19 protein-coding genes and 1 pseudogene are annotated in these 19,016 nt (G+C 70.8%); 9 read left to right on the top strand and 11 right to left on the bottom strand.

The features are described from left to right. The first annotated feature begins 2 nt into the window (after positions 1–2). Together AB0G47_RS15115 and AB0G47_RS15110 are read left to right on the top strand one after the other, a co-directional pair. Positions 3–443, top strand: a complete 441-nt coding sequence (locus AB0G47_RS15115) for a hypothetical protein (protein WP_360768887.1) — start codon at positions 3–5, stop codon at positions 441–443. A 133-nt stretch (positions 444–576) separates the two neighbouring features. Further along, on the top strand, positions 577–1,047 hold the full coding sequence (locus AB0G47_RS15110; RefSeq protein ID WP_360768884.1) for a VOC family protein: 471 nt from the start codon (positions 577–579) through the stop codon (positions 1,045–1,047). A 21-nt stretch (positions 1,048–1,068) separates the two neighbouring features. Here AB0G47_RS15110 and AB0G47_RS15105 read toward each other — a convergent pair whose 3' ends face one another. Next, a complete protein-coding gene (locus AB0G47_RS15105; protein ID WP_360768882.1) occupies positions 1,069–1,701 on the bottom strand; it encodes a MarR family transcriptional regulator in 633 nt (210 codons plus the stop codon). Between the two features lie 78 nt (positions 1,702–1,779). Between AB0G47_RS15105 and AB0G47_RS15100 the strand changes: the two genes are divergently transcribed. Next, on the top strand, positions 1,780–3,084 hold the full coding sequence (locus AB0G47_RS15100; protein WP_360768879.1) for an MFS transporter: 1,305 nt from the start codon (positions 1,780–1,782) through the stop codon (positions 3,082–3,084). 48 nt (positions 3,085–3,132) lie between these two features. On the opposite strand, the gene AB0G47_RS15095 is transcribed toward AB0G47_RS15100, so the two are convergent. Then, on the bottom strand, positions 3,133–5,823 hold the full coding sequence (locus tag AB0G47_RS15095) for an MMPL family transporter (RefSeq protein ID WP_360769047.1): 2,691 nt from the start codon (positions 5,821–5,823) through the stop codon (positions 3,133–3,135). Between the two features lie 171 nt (positions 5,824–5,994). Here AB0G47_RS15095 and AB0G47_RS15090 point away from each other — a divergent pair, with 171 nt between their 5' ends. Together AB0G47_RS15090 and AB0G47_RS15085 are read left to right on the top strand one after the other, a co-directional pair. Further along, entirely contained in the window at positions 5,995–6,723 is a 729-nt protein-coding gene (locus AB0G47_RS15090) for a response regulator transcription factor (RefSeq protein WP_360768877.1), read from the top strand. Continuing rightward, on the top strand, positions 6,720–8,165 hold the full coding sequence (locus AB0G47_RS15085) for a HAMP domain-containing sensor histidine kinase (RefSeq protein WP_360768874.1): 1,446 nt from the start codon (positions 6,720–6,722) through the stop codon (positions 8,163–8,165). The genes AB0G47_RS15090 and AB0G47_RS15085 overlap by 4 nt, the downstream gene beginning before the upstream one ends. Before the next feature lie 45 nt (positions 8,166–8,210). Here AB0G47_RS15085 and AB0G47_RS15080 read toward each other — a convergent pair whose 3' ends face one another. The 3 genes from AB0G47_RS15080 to AB0G47_RS15070 form a co-directional block, all read right to left on the bottom strand. Beyond that, positions 8,211–8,630 (bottom strand): ATP-binding protein, encoded by a 420-nt coding sequence (locus AB0G47_RS15080; RefSeq protein WP_360768872.1) that lies wholly within the window; start codon positions 8,628–8,630, stop codon positions 8,211–8,213. Between the two features lie 170 nt (positions 8,631–8,800). After that, on the bottom strand, positions 8,801–10,117 hold the full coding sequence (locus AB0G47_RS15075; RefSeq protein ID WP_360768868.1) for a metallophosphoesterase: 1,317 nt from the start codon (positions 10,115–10,117) through the stop codon (positions 8,801–8,803). 2 nt (positions 10,118–10,119) lie between these two features. Further along, positions 10,120–10,359: a hypothetical protein gene (locus AB0G47_RS15070; RefSeq protein ID WP_360768865.1), complete on the bottom strand. Its 240-nt coding sequence runs from the start codon at positions 10,357–10,359 to the stop codon at positions 10,120–10,122. 109 nt (positions 10,360–10,468) lie between these two features. Here AB0G47_RS15070 and AB0G47_RS15065 point away from each other — a divergent pair, with 109 nt between their 5' ends. Further along, positions 10,469–11,731: a D-alanyl-D-alanine carboxypeptidase gene (locus AB0G47_RS15065; RefSeq protein ID WP_360768862.1), complete on the top strand. Its 1,263-nt coding sequence runs from the start codon at positions 10,469–10,471 to the stop codon at positions 11,729–11,731. Here the strand turns inward: AB0G47_RS15065 and AB0G47_RS15060 are convergent. The 4 genes from AB0G47_RS15060 to AB0G47_RS15045 are packed head-to-tail and all read right to left on the bottom strand — an operon-like array spanning position 11,679 to position 14,572. Continuing rightward, on the bottom strand, positions 11,679–12,659 hold the full coding sequence (locus AB0G47_RS15060; protein WP_360768859.1) for a YihY/virulence factor BrkB family protein: 981 nt from the start codon (positions 12,657–12,659) through the stop codon (positions 11,679–11,681). The genes AB0G47_RS15065 and AB0G47_RS15060 overlap by 53 nt on opposite strands. Next, positions 12,647–13,099 carry a GtrA family protein gene (locus AB0G47_RS15055; RefSeq protein WP_360768856.1) on the bottom strand — a complete coding sequence of 151 codons (453 nt, stop codon included), beginning with the start codon at positions 13,097–13,099 and terminating at the stop codon, positions 12,647–12,649. The genes AB0G47_RS15060 and AB0G47_RS15055 overlap by 13 nt, the downstream gene beginning before the upstream one ends. A gap of 5 nt (positions 13,100–13,104) precedes the next feature. Beyond that, on the bottom strand, positions 13,105–14,058 hold the full coding sequence (locus AB0G47_RS15050; protein WP_360768853.1) for a decaprenyl-phosphate phosphoribosyltransferase: 954 nt from the start codon (positions 14,056–14,058) through the stop codon (positions 13,105–13,107). Continuing rightward, a complete protein-coding gene (locus AB0G47_RS15045) occupies positions 14,051–14,572 on the bottom strand; it encodes a phosphatase PAP2 family protein (RefSeq protein WP_360768850.1) in 522 nt (173 codons plus the stop codon). Before AB0G47_RS15045 ends, AB0G47_RS15050 begins: the two co-directional genes overlap by 8 nt. A gap of 166 nt (positions 14,573–14,738) precedes the next feature. Here AB0G47_RS15045 and AB0G47_RS15040 point away from each other — a divergent pair, with 166 nt between their 5' ends. Further along, on the top strand, positions 14,739–16,118 hold the full coding sequence (locus AB0G47_RS15040) for an FAD-binding oxidoreductase (protein ID WP_360768847.1): 1,380 nt from the start codon (positions 14,739–14,741) through the stop codon (positions 16,116–16,118). Positions 16,119–16,138: 20 nt separating this feature from the next. Beyond that, positions 16,139–16,894 (top strand): decaprenylphospho-beta-D-erythro-pentofuranosid-2-ulose 2-reductase, encoded by a 756-nt coding sequence (locus AB0G47_RS15035; protein ID WP_360768844.1) that lies wholly within the window; start codon positions 16,139–16,141, stop codon positions 16,892–16,894. Positions 16,895–16,941: 47 nt separating this feature from the next. On the opposite strand, the gene AB0G47_RS15030 is transcribed toward AB0G47_RS15035, so the two are convergent. Next, positions 16,942–17,529 (bottom strand): 2'-5' RNA ligase family protein, encoded by a 588-nt coding sequence (locus tag AB0G47_RS15030; protein ID WP_360768841.1) that lies wholly within the window; start codon positions 17,527–17,529, stop codon positions 16,942–16,944. A 73-nt stretch (positions 17,530–17,602) separates the two neighbouring features. Next, on the bottom strand, positions 17,603–18,616 hold the full coding sequence (gene trpS, locus AB0G47_RS15025) for a tryptophan--tRNA ligase (protein ID WP_360768838.1): 1,014 nt from the start codon (positions 18,614–18,616) through the stop codon (positions 17,603–17,605). 96 nt (positions 18,617–18,712) lie between these two features. On the opposite strand from trpS, the pseudogene AB0G47_RS15020 reads away from it, so the two are divergent. Beyond that, a pseudogene (locus tag AB0G47_RS15020) lies at positions 18,713–18,926 on the top strand (sigma factor); the annotation flags it as partial. Positions 18,927–19,016 lie beyond the last annotated feature (90 nt).

Below are 19,016 nucleotides of genomic sequence, written 5' to 3'. Positions count from 1 at the left end.
CCATGCCAGACGCTGTCGACACCGTCGAGATCCCCATGCACGGGCCGGAGGGGCGCTACGTCAACCTCTCAGACCTGCTGCCCTTCGTACCGGGAGCCCGCTGGACATGGCGGCTCCTCGAATTCACTGGTGTCGGGGTCATGCCGGGCGGCCGCTCGGTCGAAGAAGTCGAGGAGGCCGCCCTGGCAGCCCCCACCGGCCTCCCCTTCGACTGGCCCTCCCTGCGGGAATTCGCGAACCGGGTCGAGCAGGTCCAGGACCTGATCTTGATCGCCGTGGCCGAGGGCACCGATCCCGATCCGGCGGCCCTGGCAGTCATGGATCTTTCCGGCAGCCCCTTCGTGATCGAGGCGATCGACAGCACGGACTGGCTCGTGACGGACCGGACGCCGTCCCCCTCTCCTGCCCTGGCAGCACTGCGCACCTTCCGGGATGCTCTCTGAGCCCCCGTACGGATCTCCTATCTGGCAACCGATTCAGTCTCGCTGCACGCCAGCCGGGTGACGTCCGCGTCCATGTGGGCGCTCCGCGGTGGCAGTGCGGCTGAATTCGGGGCGGCCGACCTATTCTGACGGAATGTCAGACAACCAGTCGGTCGGCCTTTCAGCTGACCAGTCCGTCGGCCAGTCCGCAGGCGAGGCCGCCGCCGGACAGGCGACCGATCTCCTCGGGTTCGACAACGTCCTGCTCCCCGTCGGTGACCTGGACGAGGCCGTCGGGTTCTACGAACGTCTCGGGTTCCCCGTCTCCGCCCGGATCGACGAGATCGGGCTCGCCATCCTCAAGGTGGGCAAGGAGATGCCCGGCGTTCTGCTGCGCGTGGAGGACGAAGTCGTCCGGCAGCCGCCGCCGTGGGCCTCCCCCAGGGTGTGGCTGGAGGTGCGCGACGCGCGTGCCGCGGGGCGTGCGCTGGACGCGGCGGGGGTCAAGCTGCTCGCGCCGCCGTTCTCCGTGGCCACCGGGTGGACCGTGGAGGTCGCCGACCCGTGGGGGAACGTCGTCGGGTTCACCGACTACCGCAAGCGGCCCGAGCTGGCGCGGAGTTGACCCGCGGGGGCAGGAACGGCGTCAGCGCCAGGACGCGCCGCCGCCCTCCTCCGCCACCAGCATGATGCGGCGCAGCATGTCCGAGAGCTGGGCCCGCTCGTCCTTCGAGAGCACGCCCAGGAGGCGGTACTCCTCGTGGCCGAGCACATCCATCGCGCCGAGCCAGATCGAGCGGCCGGACTTCGTCAGCTCCACGTCGACCCGGCGCCGGTCCTCCTTCGAGGGGGTGCGGCGGATCAGGCCCCGGCTCTCCAGGCCGCCCAGACGGCCCGTTACGGAGGCGGGCGCGAGGTCCAGGTCGGCGGCCAGCTCGGAGGGGGTGGCCCGGCCGCCGCGACCCGCCAGCTTGTGGAGGGTGTCGAACTCGGGGCGCTCCAGGTCGAAGTCGACCAGGGACTGCTCGCGGATCCGGCGCAGATACACCGTCAGCTTCTTCATGCGGGTGACGGCGCCCTCGATGTCGGGGTCGAGGCCGGGGAGCACGGGGAGCCAGCGTTCGACGTGACCGTCGGTCCAGTCGCGGGCGGCGGCCGGCTCGGAGGCTCCTTCGAGGACTCCGTGGGCTTCGTGGGCTTCGTGGGCTTCGTTGGCCTTCTCGGGTACGTTCCCCGATCCCGCGTCCCTCGCCGTCGTGCTGTCGCGCTTGTCCGCCATGGAGCGCAGCCTACTTCGGTTCTTCGGTTCCATATATTTCGTTGACGAATAATTTGGTTCCGAAATACAGTCCTCTCCATGCCGTCGCACCTCCTGCTGCGCAACCGCCCCTTCCGGCTGCTCTTCCTCGGCCGCTCCCTCTCCCTCATCGGCGACGCCGTCATCCCAGCCGCCCTCTCCCTCGCCGTCATCCGCGCCACCGGCTCCGCCTCCGCGCTTGCCCTCGTCCTCGGCTGCGCGATGGGGCCGAGGCTGCTGTTGCTTCCGATCGGCGGGGTCGTCGGCGACCGGTTCAACGCCCGTACCGTCGCGCTCGGCACCGACGTCGTGCGGTGCCTGACGCAGCTCTTCGTAGGCGTCGAACTCCTGGGGGGCAACCCCCAGTTGTGGCACATCGCCCTCGCCTCGGCGGTCGGCGGCGCCGCCTCCGCGTTCGCCATGCCCACCCTGCCGACCCTCATCACCGGCACCGTCGACGGGAAGGAGCGGCACGCCGCCAACTCCGCACTCGGCGTCGTCAAGAGCACCGCCATGGTCGGCGGGCCCGCGCTCGCCGGGCTCCTCATCAAGTACGCGGGCCCCGGCTGGGCCTTCGTGCTGGACGGGGTCTCGTTCGCCGTCAGCGCGTGCCTGCTGGCCGCCATCCGCGTGCGGCGGGTCACCCCGGAGGGGCGCCGTTCACTCCGTAGGGACCTGGTCGAGGGGTGGCAGGAGGTGCGGTGCCGGGACTGGTACTGGACCAGCCTCGTCGCGCACTCCGCATGGAACGGCGCCGCCGCCGTGCTCACCACCCTCGGACCCGCCATCGCCGTCAAGGAGTTGGGCGGCGAGGACGTATGGATCGGCATCCTGCAGGCGGGCGCGATCGGGCTGCTGCTCGGCTCGCTGCTGGCTGGGCGGGCGCGGCCCCGGCGCCCGATCCTGGCGGCCAACCTGGGCCTCGCGACGTACGCCCTGCCCCTCGGCCTGCTCGCCGCCGAGGCCCCCGCCCCGCTCATCATCGGCGCCTACGCCGTCGCACAGGCGGGCCTCGGCTTCCTCAGCCCTGTGTGGGAGACATCTGTCCAGGCGGCGATACCGCCCGGCGTACTGGCCCGCGTCACCTCGTACGACTGGCTGCTCTCGTTGGCCGCGATGCCCCTCGGCTACGTGCTCGCACCCCTCGCGGCGGACGCGTGGGGCGTGGCGGCGCCCCTCTGGATCGCGGCCTGCGTGGTGGGCATCGCGTGCGTGGGAACGGCGGCGGTGCCAGGAGTGCGCGGGTTCAGAGCAGGCGGCGCGCGTACGCCTCGTGAAGTCGGGGGCGAGGACCGTCGGTTCACCCCGGACGGCGAGAGCGGCACCGGGCGCTCGCAGAACGCCTCCAGGGACACCGTCGCCTGAGTGCCGCTCCCCCGTCGACCGCGCAGAGCCGCCGCAGCACGGCGGGGCTCAGTTGACCGCGTCCACCTCCCCCGGCGCCAGCTCCATGTCGTACATGAGCGGCTCGTCGGCGACCATGATGTGCCGGGCGCGTGAGGCGTAGCCGGGGGCCGTGGCTGCCAGTAGGTAGGCGCCTGCCGAGGGGGCCGCCACGATGTACGAGCCGTCGGCCAGTGACGTCACGCGGTCCAGTTTGCGGCCGCCCTTGGAGAGCAGCGTCAGGGTCGCGTCCGGCACCGGGTCGCCCTCCACTGTGCGGATGAAACCGTGCACTACGGAGGCAGTGCCTACGGAGGCCATGCCTACGGAGGCCGTGCCCGAGCCGTTGGGCTCCACGCGCGCGTGGGGGACGGCTTCGGACGGGGCCTGCTCCGGCTCCTCCTGTGGCTCCACCGCCAGGTGCGGCAGGCGCTTCTCCAGGCCCGCGGGGAGCCACCAGTTGGCGCGGCCGAGCAGCTGCATCGCCGCCGGGACCAGCGCCGTACGCAGGATGAACGCGTCGAGGGCCACCGCTGCCGCAAGGCCGATGCCCGCCATTGCGCCCTCCATGTCGCCGCTCAGGACGAACGCGGAGAAGACGCAGATCATGATCAGGGCCGCGCAGTTGATGACCCTGCTCGTCTCGGCGAGGCCCACCCGGACCGCGCGGGCGTTGTCCTTCGTGTGCACCCATTCCTCGTGCATGCGGCTCACCAGGAACACCTGGTAGTCCATCGAGAGCCCGAAGAGCAGCGACAGCATGATGACGGGCAGGAACGCCGTGATCGGTCCCTCCTTGCCGACGCCGAGGAGCTCCGTGCCCCAGCCCCACTGGAAGACCGCCACCAGTACGCCGAAGGACGCGGCCGCCGCGATCAGATTCATCAGGGCGGCCGTCAGGGGCACCACCAGCGAGCGGAACGCGATCAGCAGCAGGAGGAAGCCGAGCGCGATGATCGCTCCTACGAAGTAGGGCAGCCGGTCGCCCGTCACCGCGGCGAAGTCCTTGAAGATGGCCGTCACGCCGCCGACGTGCGCCTCGACGCCGGCCTCCGGAATCACGTCTCCCCGTAGCCGGTCGATGAGTTGGTCGGTCTCCTCCGACTGGGGAGACGTGGTCGGGACGACGTTGATCACCGAGATGCCGTCCGACGGTGGGGCCGCCGCCACCTGGGCGACGCCCTCCGTCGACCGGATGCTCTCCACCAGGCCTCCGGTGTCGGTCTCTTCGGCCACTACTTGGAGTGGGCCGTTGAATCCCGGACCGAAGCCGTCGGCCAGCATGTCGTACGCCTGCCGGGTCGTCGTCGACTCCTGGTGGTTGCCCTGGTCGGTCGCGCCGAGCCGCAGGGAGAGCAGCGGCAGGGCGAGGAAGGCCATCACCACGAAGGCGAGTGCCGCGATCGAACGCGGCCTCTTCTGTACGTACGACGACCAGCGGGCCGCGAGGCCGCTCGCCTCGGCCGGCTCGGGCCCCGTCGCCGCGAGACGCCGCCGCTGCCTTCGGCTGAGCACCCGGGGGCCGAGCAGCCCCAGGAGCGCGGGCAGCAGCGTGACGGCCGCGAGGACGCTCAGGATCACCGTCAGGGAGGCCGCGATGACCACACCGTCCAGGAAGCGCATGTTCATCACCAGCATTCCGGCGAGCGCGATGCACACCGTGCCGCCCGCGAACAGCACCGCGCGGCCGGAGGTGTTCAGCGCCTGCACCGCCGCATCCCGCGGCTCCATGCCGCGCAGGATGCCGCGCCGGTGCCGGGTCACGATGAAGAGCGCGTAGTCGATGCCCACGCCGAGGCCGATCAGGGAGCCGAGCAGCGGGGCCACTTCGGGGATGTCCGTGACATGGCTGAGCAGCATCGTCGAGAGCATGCCGAGGCCCACTCCGAAGACCGCGATGACGATCGGCAGGACCATCGCGAAGAGCGATCCGAAGGCCAGGAAGAGGACTACGGCCGCGGCCGCGATGCCGACGAGTTCGGAGGTGCCGGTGGGCGGCTCCTGGATGCGGGTGATCGCCTGGCCGCCGAGTTCGACCTGGAGGCCGCCGCGTTCGGCGTTCTGAGCCGTGTCCACGACGTCCTGGACGAGGTCCTTGGGGACGGAGTTCGCCTGCTCGGTGAAGGTCACCTGGGCGTAGGCGATCCGCCCGTTCTCGCTGATCTGAGCCGCGCCAGCTTCCTTGGCCGCGCCCGCCTCCTTGGATGCGCCCGCCTCCTTGGATGCGCCCGCCTCCTTGGATGCGCCTGCTTTCTTGGAGGGGCCCGCCTTCTTGGAAGCGCCCTCCTTCTTAGAGGCACCTGCCTCCTTGGAAGCACCCCCCTCCTTGGAGGCACCTGCCTTCTTAGAGGCACCCGCCTTCTTAGAGGCGCCCGTCTCCTTGGAGGGGCCCGCCTCCTTGGATGCGTACGGGCCCACCACCTCGCCGACGCCCTTCATGCCGGCGATGTCCTTCAGCGCGGGCTCGATCCGGGAACGTACGTCCTTGTCGCGCACCGAAGCACCCTCGTCGACGCGCCACACGACCGTGTCGGTGTCCCCCGAGCGCTCCGGGAACGCCTTCGTCATCAGGTCGTACGCGCGCGTGGAGTCCGTGTCCGGCAGGGTGAACACATTCGAGTAGGCGGTGCCCGCGGAGGTCCCCGCCGCCCCAAGGCCGAACAGGGCACCCACCCACAGCACAAGGACCACCAGGCGGTGCGCATGGCACCACCGCGCCAATGCCGTCACGATCCGTTCCTCCTCCGCGTCGCCGAGTCCCCCAGGTCCGTGCCTCGTCGGACCTCAGCATCGGCGGCACGGCGCCGCTGCGGCGCGGCGCGGCCATGATTCTCAAGTAACTCCAAGGCACGGACGGAGACTTCGTATAACGTCCGCGCCGATACTGGGGGCATGAGCCACGCCGAAGGCCGCCTGGGAACAGATGTCGGAACGCCGCGGGGCGAGGGGGCGACCGTCCTCGTCGTCGAGGACGAGCCGAGCATCGCCGACGTGCTGGCCATCGCCCTGCGCTATCACCGCTTCGACGTGATGGTGGCGGGCACCGTGCGCGATGCCCTCGCGCTCGCCGAACGCACCCGGCCCGACGTGGCGCTCCTGGACGTGATGCTGCCGGACGGCGACGGGCGTGCGCTGGGCAGGGAACTGCGCGCCCGGCGCGCCGAATTGGCACTGGTGTTCCTGACCGCGCGGGACGCGCCGGCGGAGGTCGTGGGCGCGCTCGGCTTCGGCGACGACTACATCACCAAGCCGTTCAACATCGACGAGGTCGTCGCCCGTATCGGGGCGGTCCTGCGCCGCACCAGGGCGGGCGACGTGCTCCCCCAGCGCCCGCCGCTGCGCTACGGCGACCTGGAGCTCGACGACGCGACGTACGTGGTGCGCCGCGCGGACCGCACGGCGCAGCTCACGCCGACCGAGTACGCCCTGCTGCGCTTCCTGGTGCGCAACGCCGGCCGCGTCGTGCCCAAGGAGCAGCTGCTGCGCCATGTGTGGAGTTACGAGCACACGGCGGAGTCGACCGTCGTCGAGACCTACATCAGCTATCTGCGGCGCAAGCTGGCCGCCATCGGCCCGCCGGTGATCACGACACGGCGGGGCGTCGGATACGGACTCGCATGAGGCGTACGCACCGCGGCACGCACTCGCTGCGCGCCAAGCTCACGTGGGTCAACGTGGCGCTGCTTGCCCTCGGCATCGTCACCGCGACGGCCGTGAGCATCATGGGCATGCGGCACTTCCTGCTCGACAACATCGACGCGGAGCTGACCTCCTCGCGCGACTCGCTGCACCGCATGGGTCTGACCATGAAGCAGATCGAATACATCAGCGCGCTCGGCATGGCGCTCGACAACCTCTCCCCCGACGGCACCGACCGAAGTGGTGGGCTCCCGCGCGCGGACACTCTCATCGTCGCGATCGGCGCCTCCGGGAAGCCCGTTCCCATCGGCTCGCTGGAGCCGACACCGCGCCAGCGCGCCCTGGCCTCCGCGGTGGACGACCCGGGCGCGCTGGTCAGCGCATCGCAGCCGCGCGACGTCACCTTGGACGGCGACCCCTACCGCACCGTGGGCGCACGCCTCGACGACGGCACGACCGTCCTGATGGCCACCTCTACGGAGAGCCTGCATTCGGGCATCACGAAGGCACTGAAGGTCGACGCCGCCTTCGGAGTGGCCCTGTTGGGGCTGCTCGCCATCCTGACGATGATCTCCGCACACCACCGTCTTCGCCCGCTGGAGGACATGGTCGAGACGGCGTCCGCGATCGCCGACGGCGACCTGACGCGGCGGGTGCCGTCGAGCCGCACGCCCGTCATGGAGACCGAGCAGCTGCGGCTTGCCCTCAACTCCATGCTCCACCAGGTCGAATCGGCCTTCGAGACCCGCGAACGCAGCTCGGCACAGCTGCGCCGCTTCGTCGCCGACGCCTCGCACGAGCTGCGTACGCCGCTGTCGGCGATCCGCGGCTACCTCCAGCTGTACGACAAGGGGATGCTCCGCGACCCGGCGGAGCGCACGCGCGCGTGGGACCGCGTCAACGCCGAGGCCGACCGGATGGGGCGCCTGGTCGACGAGCTGCTGACCCTGGCCCGCCTGGACCAGCAGCCGGAACTGCGCTTCAGGAACGTCGACTTGAGCCGTCTGGTGCGGGACGCCGCCGACGACCTGCGGGTGCAGGAGCCAAAGCGCCCGCTCACCGTCCGCGCCGACGGCGCGCTGCTGATCCGCGCGGACGAGTCGGGGCTGCGCAAGGTGCTCGGCAATCTGCTGGGCAACATACGCGTCCACACACCGGCCGACGCGCCGGTCACGCTGGGCGTGGAGCGGGTGGACGGGCTGGTGCGACTGCGTGTCGAAGACCGGGGACCCGGCCTCGAGGCACAGGACGCGGCCCGCATCTTCGACCGCTTCTTCCGCGCGGGCGGCGGCGCGGGCAGCGGCCTCGGCATGGCGATCGTGCAGGGGGTCGTCACCGCGCACGGGGGCGAGGTCGAGGTGGAGACGGTTCCGGGCGAGGGGCTCACCGTGACGGTCACTCTGCCCGCGCAGAGCTCGAGTTGAGGCCCGCCTCGCCGTCGTGACGGCGGCGGGCCCGGCCAGCAGGGATCAGGGCCACCCGGCGTCCCCCGTGCCCCGCACCAGCGCCCACACCGTCTTGCCGTGTCTCCCGCGCTGCCAGACGCCCCACGCCTCGGCCAGCGCGTCCAGGAGCCGCAGCCCCCGGCCGTTCTCGTCCTCCCAGGTGCCCGTGCCCCGCAGCTCCGGGCCCATGGGGATCTCGTCGGAGACCTCTATGAAGCAGTCACCGTCGGCGAGCACCGTGACCGCGACCTCGAACTCCCGCTCAAGGACAAGGCCGTGGCAGACCGCGTTCGTCGCGAGTTCCGACACCAGGAGTACGACGTCATGGCGCGCCACGCTCTTCTCCGTATGCCCCCAGGCCGTCAAATGATCGCGAACGCGAACGCGAGCGAGCGCGACGGACGCCGGATGCGGTGGCAGCCGGAACGCGTGACGTCGTAACAATCCTGGGTCCCCCCTCGGGCTCGGGCACACACACAAGCACCCGGAATCGCACACACTTCCGACACCAGATGCTGCGCAGAGGAAGCGCCCGGTGTCACACCGTCACCGTGCGACCCCGCAGTATCCGGCCAAGTCCGAACCAAAGGGAACCGAATCGGACCAGCAGCCGATTACGCCTGGTGGGAGGCCAGTTCCACGACCGTGATGTCGGACGGCGCCCCGACCCGCACCGGCGGCCCCCACGCGCCGGCGCCGCGCGTCACGTACAGCTGGGTGTCGCCGTACCGCTCAAGTCCCGCAAGCGTCGGATTGGCCAGGTCGGCGATGAAGTTGCCTGGCCAGAGCTGTCCGCCATGGGTGTGCCCGGAGAGCTGGAGGTCGACGCCGTGCTTGACCGCGTCGTGGATGACGACCGGCTGGTGGGCCAGGAGCACGGACGCCCGTGACCGGTCGCGGTCGCCGAGCGCCTTGGCGAAGTCGGGCCCGTGCCCCTCGCTCTCGCCCGCCATGTCGTCCACGCCCGCGAGGTCGAACGCGGGCAGTTCGGCGCGCGCGTTCTCCAGGGGGCGCAGGCCGAGTTCGCGTACGTGATCGACCCACTGCTCCGCGCCGGAGAAGTACTCGTGGTTGCCGGTGACGAAGTAGCTGCCGTGCCGGGCCCGGAGCTGCGCCAGCGGTGCCGCGGCGGGCCCGAGGTCATCGACGTCGCCGTCGACGAGGTCACCGACGACGGCGATGAGGTCGGGCTGGGTGCCGTTGATCGAGTCGACCACGCGCTGGGTGAAGCCGCGCCCGAGGATCGGCCCGAGGTGGATGTCGCTGACCACGGCGATCCGGAACCCGTGCGCCGAGCGCGGCAGCTTGGCCAGCGGCACGGTGACGCGCTTCACCCGGGGGCCGCGCAGCACGCCGTACGTTCCGTATCCGACCGTTCCGACGGCGACGGCCGCGGCGGTGCCGCCGACGATCCGGGAGACGAAGAGGCGGCGCGAGGGAGTGGCCGGATTCCGCGGCGCTTCCTCGGCGGAGACGGAGGCGAGGGCGGCGGAGACGGAGGGGGCGTCACCCGTCGAAGCCGGATCCTCCGTAGGAGTGGCTTCCGTAGACGCCCTCTCCGTAGGAGTGGCCTTCGTAAGCGCCGTCTCCGTAGGAGTCGTTTCCGAGCGTCGCCGCCACAGCAGTCCCAGCAGGACGGGGCGTACTAGCTCGCCCGCGAGCAGTGCGAGGACCAGGTAGACCGACAGGGCCATCCACATGAAGCCCGGCCAGGCCAGCACCTGCTGCAGCCAGAACGGCGCACCGGCCCGCTCGCCGGCGACCGCCGCGAACATCAGCAGCGGCCCCGCCGTGAAGACCGCCGCACCGGCCCGCCGCACGAACCCGGGCCGGGCCGTCGTGTCCCGCACCAGGCGCCGCCACGCGTACCACTGCAGCCCGGCGAAGGCTGCGAGGACGGCGAGGCCGATGAGGACGAAGAGAATGATCACGGCTATGACGTACGGCGCAGAGCCCGCACCCCACGCAACCCGATGGCCCCCACCACCGTCCCCAAGACAAAGGAGACGACGGCGAGCGTCAGGTGCACCCAGAAGTACGCGGTCGGGTCGCCGTCGTCGAAGGCGAGCCCGCTGCCGTCCTTCCACAGGTTCTTGACGAAAGTGATCCAGATGAACCAGCTCCACACGCCGAAGGCGAGCAGGAACCAGGAGACCGGGCGGCTGAGCTTCATGCGTTCAGTATCGCGAGCCTCCCTTCCGCACAGCCGCCGGGGTCAGGAGCGCGACACACAGGCCACCTCGACGGCGACGTCCACAGCGACGCCCTGTACGTTCTCGTCCGTGCCTGCCGCAAAAAAGACCGCCTTGTTGGTCACTTCCGCCGCATTGTTGACTTTCTCGACCGCAGCGCCCGCACTGGCGGACGGCAAGCCAGGAGGCGACAAGAAGCCCAAGCCGCCCTCCTCCATGTCGACGGTCGGCGGCGCCAAGCTCGGCGAGGCAGGCACGCAGGTCAGTCTGAAGGCGGGTGCGCCCGTGCTCCCCAAGGACCTGTCGGCACGCTCCTGGATCGTCTCGGACGCCGAGTCCGGCGACGTGCTCGCCTCGCACAACGCGCACTGGAAGCTGCCCCCGGCGAGCACCCTGAAGATGCTCTTCGCCGACACGGTCCTGCCGAAGTTCCCCAAGACGCAGAAGCACAAGGTCGAGCTCTCCGACCTGGCGGGCATCGGCGCGGGCAGCAGCATGGTCGGCGTCAAGGAGGACGAGACGTACACGGTCCACGACCTGTGGCTGGGCGTCTTCCTGCGGTCGGGCAACGACGCGGTGCACGTCCTTTCGTCGATGAACGGCGGCGTCGCGAAGACCGTCAAGGACATGCAGTCCCACGCCGAGGAACTGCAGGCCCTGGACACCAACGTCGTCAGCCCGGACGGCTACGACGCCGACAAGCAGGTCTCCTCCGCGTACGACCTGACGCTGTTCGCCCGATCCGGTCTGCAGAAGAAGGACTTCCGCGAGTACTGCTCGACGGCCACCGCCAAGTTCCCCGGCGAGACCAAGAAGATCACGAAGGGCAAGGACAAGGGCAAGAAGAAGCGCGAGCCCTTCGAGATCCAGAACACCAACCGACTCCTTACAGGAGACGTCGGTCTCGACCCCTACAAGGGCATCGCGGGCGTCAAGAACGGAAGCACCACGAACGCCGGAACCACCTTCACCGGTGTCGCCGAGCGCGACGGCAAGGTGCTGCTCGTCACCGTCATGAACCCCGACTCCGGGGAACAGCACGCCGTCTACAAGGAGACGGAACGCCTGCTGGACTGGGGCTTCCAGGCCTCGGGCAAGGTCGACCCGGTGGGCGAACTGGTCCCCCCGAAGGGTGCCGGCACGGGCAGCGGTAAGGGCGCTCCGGGCGCGGGCAAGGGCAAGTCGGATCCGGCCAAGAACGTGGCGCACGCCGCGGACAAGGACTCGGGCGGCGGCGTCGGTGTCGCGCTCGGTGTCGTGGGCGGTGTGCTGGTGCTCCTGGCCGCCGGGTGGTTCGTGATCAGCCGCCGGCTGCCGCTGCCGGACCTGGTGCGCCGGAAGGGCCGTCGCTGACGTCTCCGGAGGGCGCCCCGTCGTTCGGGGCGCCCCGGTCGTCTTCTGCCGGCTCTTCCTCTGGCTCTTCTTCTGTACGTCCCTGCTTCCGCGTCGCCGTCCAGGCGGCGCAGAACAGCAGGAGTTTCGCGGTGAAGTTGATCCACAGGAGCAGCGCGACGGGCACTCCGAAGGCGCCGTACATGTTCTTCGCCGCGACGCCCTTCATGTAGCCGCCGAGCAGCAGCTTGAGCAGCTCGAACCCGGCCGCGCCGATCAGACCCGCGGTGATCAGGTGACGGCGCGGCGGCTGGACCCCCGGCAGCAGCGTCAGGACGTAGAGCAGCAGCAGGAAGTCCGCGAGGACCGCGATGGCGAACGCGAGCGCCTGCAGCAGCAGCCCGCCCCAGCCGTCCCTGGAGACCCCGATGAGGTCGGCGCTCCAGCCGACGGCGGTCGACGCGAGGGTCGAGGCGACGACGGACGCGAGGCCTGCGCCGCCGAGCCCGACGAGCACGCCGGCGTCCTTGACCTTGCGCAGGACAGGGTTCTCCTCCTCGTCCTCCAGCTCCCAGACGACCCGCAGGCACTCCCTTATCGAGCCGACCCAGCCGATGCCGGTGAAGAGCAGCAGGGCGCCCGCGATGAGCCCGATGGTGCCCGCGTTGGCGACCAGGGCGTCCAGGTTCAGCTGATCGGAGATGCCGGGGACCTGCTTCGAGATGGTGTCCTCGAGCTTCTCCTGCTGGCTCTTGGAGAGCGTCGCGGCGGCGATCGCGGCGGCGACGGTGATCAGCGGGAAGAGCGCAAGGAAGCTGATGAACGTCATCGCGGCCGCGAGGCGGGTCCAGTGCACGCTGTCGAGCCGCTCGTACGCGCTCCACGCGTGCGTGCGCATCGCGCGCTCCACCAGGGGCCCGATGCCGGGGAGCTTTTTCAGCCAGTCCATGATGCCTCCCTGCCCGCTGTGCGGAAGACCAAGGTGCGGGTACCCCAGAAACGCAGAACAGTGGCGAGTGCCATACCGATTCCGGCTCCGGAGACGGTGTCCGCGCGCTGCGAGGTGAAGCCGAGGCCGTAGTGGGACACGGCGATGCAGAGCAACTGCACCAGGGCGCCCGCGATGTTGACGGCGAAGAAGATCCCGTACCGGCGCAGGCGCGACACCCTGGCCCGCTCGCCCCGGTAGGTGCCGAGCGCGTTGCCCGCGTACGCGACGGTACAACCGGCCACGAAGGACAGCGCCTTGGCGGTCAGCGGTTCGAGGCCGACGGGGCCGCGCAGCCAGAGGAAGAGGCCGAGGTCGGCGGCGTACGCGCAGATCCCGGCGGCGGCGAAGCCGAGCAGTTCGGGGCCCATGGCCCGCAGCCGCCCCCTGAGGGCGCTCATCACGCTCACCAGTCGGCGACCGCGAGTCCGTACATCGCCAGCCACACCACGCCGATGACGGCGAGCGCACGGTCGCGCAGGACGACGTCCTCGGGCTCGCCCGCGGTGCCCCGGTCGGCGAACACGGCGTACCGCAGGACCGCGAGGACGAAGGCGGCCATCGACAGCTGCCGCCAGGGCAGCAGGCTGCCGTTGGCGGTGCCGCCGCTCTCCATGGCCCACAGGCAGTACGCGAGGACGGCGACCCCGGCGGCCAGCTGCCACACGAAGCGCAGGTACCCGGTGGTGTATTCGGTGAGCAACGCGCGCGTGGCGCCCGGTTTCTCGGCGCCGCCCGACATCTGGACGGCTTCGGAGTAGCGCTTGGCGGAGACCATGAAGAGCGCGCCGAAGCCGGTGGTGATGAGGAACCAGCGCGAGAGCGGGATGCCGAGGGCGATCCCGCCGATCATGGCCCGCATCAGGAAGCCCGTGGTGACGACGGCGAGATCGACGACGAGTACGTGCTTGAGGCTGACGCAGTAGGCGAGTTGCATCACTACGTAGGCGGCGAGCAGCGCCGCGGTCAGTGGTGTGCAGAGCGCGGCGGCGGCCGTGGGGGCGAGGACGGCGAGCAGTCCCCCGACCGCGTACGCGACGGGCACCGGGACCTGCCCCGCCGCGACCGGTCTGCGGCACTTGGTGGGGTGGGCGCGGTCGGCGTCGGCGTCGCGCGCGTCGTTGATGAGGTAGACGGCGGACGCGGCGGCCGTGAACAGCGCGAAGACGATGGCGAGTTGGCCGAGCGAGTGGCGCGAGAAGAGCTCGCCCGCCGCGGCGGGGGCCGCGACGACCAGGACGTTCTTGACCCACTGGCGGGGACGCGCGGTCTTCAGGAGGCCCAGCGGCAGGGCAAGCGAACGGGGGCCCGACGGCTGCGGCGGGCCGGGGCGTTCGAGCAGGGCGGCGCGCTCAGCCATCGCTGCGGCCCCCGTTCATCCAGGCGGCGCCCACGCGCGCGGTGAGGGCGCCCAGGGCCGCGCCTGCGGCCACGTCGCTCGGGTAGTGGACGCCGACGACCATCCGGGAGACGCACATCGCGGCGGCGACCGGCGGCACGATGCGGGCGCCCGCAGGGCTCAGCGCGCCGTACGCGACGGTCGCTGCGGCGGCCGACGTGGCGTGCGAGCTGGGGAAGGAGTGCCGTCCCGCGGTCCTGACGAGGGGCTCGGCCCCGGTGTCCGCGCCGGGCCGCGGGCGTCGCACGACCCGTTTGACGCCCATGCTGGCCAGGTGGGCCGCCGCGGTGAGCGCCGTGCCGCGCAGCCACGCTCCGCGCCGCTCACGGTCGACCGCGGCGCCCGCCAGGCCCGCGACGAGCCAGAGCGCGCCGTGCTCGCCGGTCCAGGAGAGAGAGCGCGCGGCCGCGGCCACGCGCTTGTCGGAGCCGCAGTCGCGCAGGGCCGACAGCAGCCGGTGGTCCATGTCGTGCATGTGGCCTCCTTTTCCGAGGACTCCAGGAACCGCGGCTCCCGACTCTTCTAGGCGACCTCTCAATATTTACGTCAATATCGGACGACACTCCATCAATCACCCATTTCGGTGAGAGCTTGGATGATTCAGGACAAACCACCCACACAGGGGCGATACGGTCGCTCCCATGCCTGCCGACTCCGCATCCGCTTCCGTGACGACGTCCGAGGCTGTGTCCGTGTCCGGCTGGGGGCGCACCGCCCCCACCACCGCCCGGCTGATCCGCCCCCGTTCACCCGAGGAGGCCGCCGCGGCCCTGCGCGCGTGCGACGAGCGCGGCGGCATCGCCAGGGGCCTGGGACGGGCCTACGGGGACGCCGCGCAGAACGCGGGCGGCGCGGTCATCGACATGACCGGCATGGACCGTGTGCACGCCATCGACGCCGACGCGGGCACCGTCCTGTGCGACGCCGGCGTATCGCTGCACCGCCTGATGGAAGTCCTGCTCCCGCTCGGCTGGTTCGTGCCGGTGACCCCGGGGACGCGGTACGTGACGGTCGGCGGCGCGATCGGCGCCGACATCCACGGCAAGAACCACCACGGCTCCGGTTCGTTCTCGCGCCATGTCAACGCCATCGAGCTGCTCACCGCCGACGGCACGGTGCGGTCCTTCGAGCGCGGCACCGCCCTGTTCGACGCGACGGCGGGCGGCATGGGCCTGACCGGCGTGATCCTCGCGGCCACCCTCCAACTACAGCCGGTCGAGACCTCCTTGATGACGGTGGACACGGAACGCGCCGCCGACCTGGACGACTTGATGGCCCGCCTCGCCGCCACCGACCACCGCTACCGCTACTCGGTCGCCTGGATCGACCTCCTCGCGCGCGGCAAGTCGATGGGCCGCTCGGTGCTCACGCGCGGCGACCACGCTCCCCTGGACGCCCTTCCGGCACGCGCGCGCAGAGCCCCGCTGACGTTCCGCCCCGGCCAACTGCCGCCCGCCCCGCGCTTCCTGCCCGAAGGGCTCCTCGGCCGAAAGTCGGTGGGCCTCTTCAACGAGCTCTGGTACCGCAAGGCGCCCCGCTCCCGCGTGGGCGAGCTCCAGAAGATCTCCACGTTCTTCCACCCCCTGGACGGCGTCCCGCACTGGAACCGCGTCTACGGACGCAGCGGTTTCGTGCAGTACCAATTCGTCGTCGGACACGGCAAGGAAGAAGCCCTGCGACGCATCGTGCGGCGCATCTCGGAGCGCGGCTGCCCGTCCTTCCTCGCCGTACTGAAGCGCTTCGGAGAGGGCGATCCGGGCTGGCTCTCCTTCCCGATGCCCGGCTGGACACTGGCCCTGGACATCCCGGCGAACCTGCCGGGCCTCGGCGCCTTCCTCGACGAACTGGACGAGGAAGTGGCCACCTCCGACGGCCGCGTCTACCTGGCCAAGGACTCCCGCCTGCGGCCCGAGATGCTCGCCGCGATGTATCCGCGGCTCGACGACTTCCGCGCGCTGCGGGCCGATCTCGACCCGCGCGGCCTGTTCCGCTCGGACCTCTCACGCCGCCTCGCCCTCTAGTACCTCCAGGAGTTGGTCCCATGAAGGACGCCTTCGGCACCCCCCAGTCGCTGCTCGTGCTCGGTGGCACCTCCGAGATCGGCCTCGCCACCGCCCGCCGTCTGGTCGCGCGGCGCACCCGCACGGTGTGGCTGGCCGGGCGGCCGTCCCCGGGCCTGAAGAAGGCCGCGGCGGGCCTGCGCGACATGGGCGCGGACGTCCGCACCGTCGCCTTCGACGCGCTCGACTCCGAGTCCCACGAGAACACCCTCGGGAAGATCTTCACCGAGGGCGACATCGACATGGTCCTGCTCGCGTTCGGCATCCTCGGCGACCAGGCACGCGACGAGGACGAGCCGCTGTCGGCGGTGCGTGTCGCGCAGACGAACTACACCGGGGCGGTCTCCGCGGGCCTGGTGTGCGCGCGGGCGCTGCAGTCCCAGGGGCACGGCTCCCTTGTGGTCCTCTCGTCCGTCGCGGGCGAGCGGGCGCGGCGCTCCAACTTCATCTACGGATCGAGCAAGGCCGGCCTCGACGCCTTCGCCCAGGGCCTGGGCGACGCGCTGCACGGAACGGGCGTGCACGTGATGGTCGTGCGCCCCGGCTTCGTACGTTCGAAGATGACGGCGGGCCTGGAGGAGGCCCCGATGGCGACCACTCCTGAGGCGGTCGCCGAGGCCATCGAGACGGGCCTGCGCCGGCGCTCGGAGACGGTGTGGGTGCCCGGGGCGCTCCGGGTGGTCATGTCGGCGCTGCGGCATGTGCCGCGGACGGTGTTCCGGCGGCTTCCGGTGTGAGGTGCCTCTCCTGCTTCTGCGGTGAGGAGGCACCTCCTAGGGGGAGGTCAGCGGGCGGGCAGCGTGCCGTGCGCGGCCGGGGCCGTCGCCTGCGGAGGCACGAGGGGGCCGCCCCCTCCGAAGACGAACTCGCGCAGCTTGCGCCACACTCCGTCGGCGCCCTGTTCGTAGAGCGCGAATCCGGTGCAGGGCCACTCGGCCTCGTAGTCGGCGAGCTCTGCGTACGCCCGGTCCATGGCCTCTTCGGAGATGCCGTGCGCCACCGTGACGTGCGGGTGGTACGGGAACTGCAGCTCGCGCTCGATGGGCCCGGATGCGTCCCTGACGCGCTCCTGGAGCCATCCGCAGGCCGAGCCGCCCGCCACCACCTGGATGAAGACGACGGGCGACAGCGGACGGAACGTACCCGTACCGGAGAGCCGCATCGGGAAGGGGCGCCCGGCGGCCGCGACGGTCACCAGGTGCGCCTCGACCGCCGGCAGAGCCGATGCGTCCACCTCGGTCGGCGGGAGCAGCGTGACGTGGGTGGGAATGCCGTGCGCCGCGGGGTCCCCGAAGCCCGCGCGCCGCTCCTGGAGCAGGCTGCCGTGTGGCTCCGGGACCGCGATCGAAACACCGATCGTTACGGTCCCCACGTCGTACTCCTGTCGGTCGGGTGGCGGGCAGAGGGCGCTGCTGTACGTGGCTCGGTACAGGGGGTTGTGTGGCTCAGTGCTTGGCGGGCAGGAAGCCCACCTTGTCGTACGCCTGGGCGAGAGTCTCCGCGGCCACGGCACGCGCCTTCTCCGCGCCCTTGGCCAGGATCGAGTCCAGCGTCTCCGGGTCGTCCAGGTAGGCCTGGGTGCGGTCCCGGAAGGGGGTCACGAACTCGACCATGACCTCGGCGAGGTCGGTCTTCAGCGCACCGTAGCCCTTGCCGGCGTACTTCTGCTCCAGTTCCGGAATACCGGTCCCCGTAAGCGTCGAGTAGATGGTCAGGAGGTTGCTGACACCCGGCTTGTTCTCGGTGTCGTAGCGCACGACCGTGTCCGTGTCGGTGACCGCGCTCTTGACCTTCTTGGCGGTGGCCTTGGGATCGTCGAGGAGGTTGATCAGGCCCTTGGGAGCGGACGCCGACTTGCTCATCTTGATCGACGGGTCCTGAAGGTCGTAGATCTTCGCCGTCTCCTTGAGGATGTACGCCGCCGGAACGGTGAACGTCTCGCCGAACCGGCCGTTGAAGCGCTCGGCCAGGTCACGGGTGAGCTCGATGTGCTGGCGCTGGTCCTCGCCGACCGGGACCTGGTTGGCCTGGTAGAGCAGGATGTCCGCGACCTGGAGGACCGGGTACGTGAAGAGGCCCACGGAGGCGCGGTCCGCACCCTGCCTGGCGGACTTGTCCTTGAACTGCGTCATCCGCGAGGCCTCGCCGAAGCCGGTGAGGCAGTTCATGATCCAGGCGAGCTGGGCGTGCTCGGGGACATGGCTCTGGACGAAGAGGGTGCAGCGCTCCGGGTCGAGTCCCGCGGCAAGCAGCTGGGCGGCGGCGAGGCGGGTGTTGGCACGCAGCTCGGCCGGGTCCTGCGGCATCGTGATCGCGTGCAGGTCCACCACCATGTAGAAGGCGTCGTGGGACTCCTGCAGCGCCACCCACTGGCGGACGGCGCCGAGGTAGTTGCCGAGGTGGAACGAGCCCGCGGTGGGCTGGATTCCGGAGAGCACGCGAGGACGATCAGAGGCCATGAGGCTCATTCTCTCAGGTGTCTCTCATTGCTCGGAAACAGACGTGTGACGGGTGTGCCGCGATCTTGTGATCCGCCGCGGGCACAGGGGGAGGTCCTGGAGGGGGGCCGCGTCGTCGACGAGGGTGCGGTGATCGCGCGTGTGCGCGCCGGTGGCGGCCGCGGCGCTCGGGGCGGGATCGGACGCGGAAGACGTGGTGCGGCAGGCCTTCTTCAAGGCGTACTGCTCCTTGGGGCGGTTCAGGGAGGGCTCGGCGTTCAAGCCGTGGCTGCTGTCGATCGTCGCCAATGAGACGAGGAACACAGTGCGTCCGCAACGGGCGTCGCGGTGGGGGCGGCGGGTGTGCGCTGCTGCTGCGGGGGCCGCTCGCCGAGGGCCGGTCACCGCTCGCGTCGCTGCG

Origin of the sequence: Streptomyces sp. NPDC021622, from assembly GCF_040640795.1 — a bacterium.
Taxonomy (GTDB): domain Bacteria; phylum Actinomycetota; class Actinomycetes; order Streptomycetales; family Streptomycetaceae; genus Streptomyces.
Note: the sequence above shows the minus strand (reverse complement) of the source record. Positions and strands in the feature narration are given on the sequence as shown.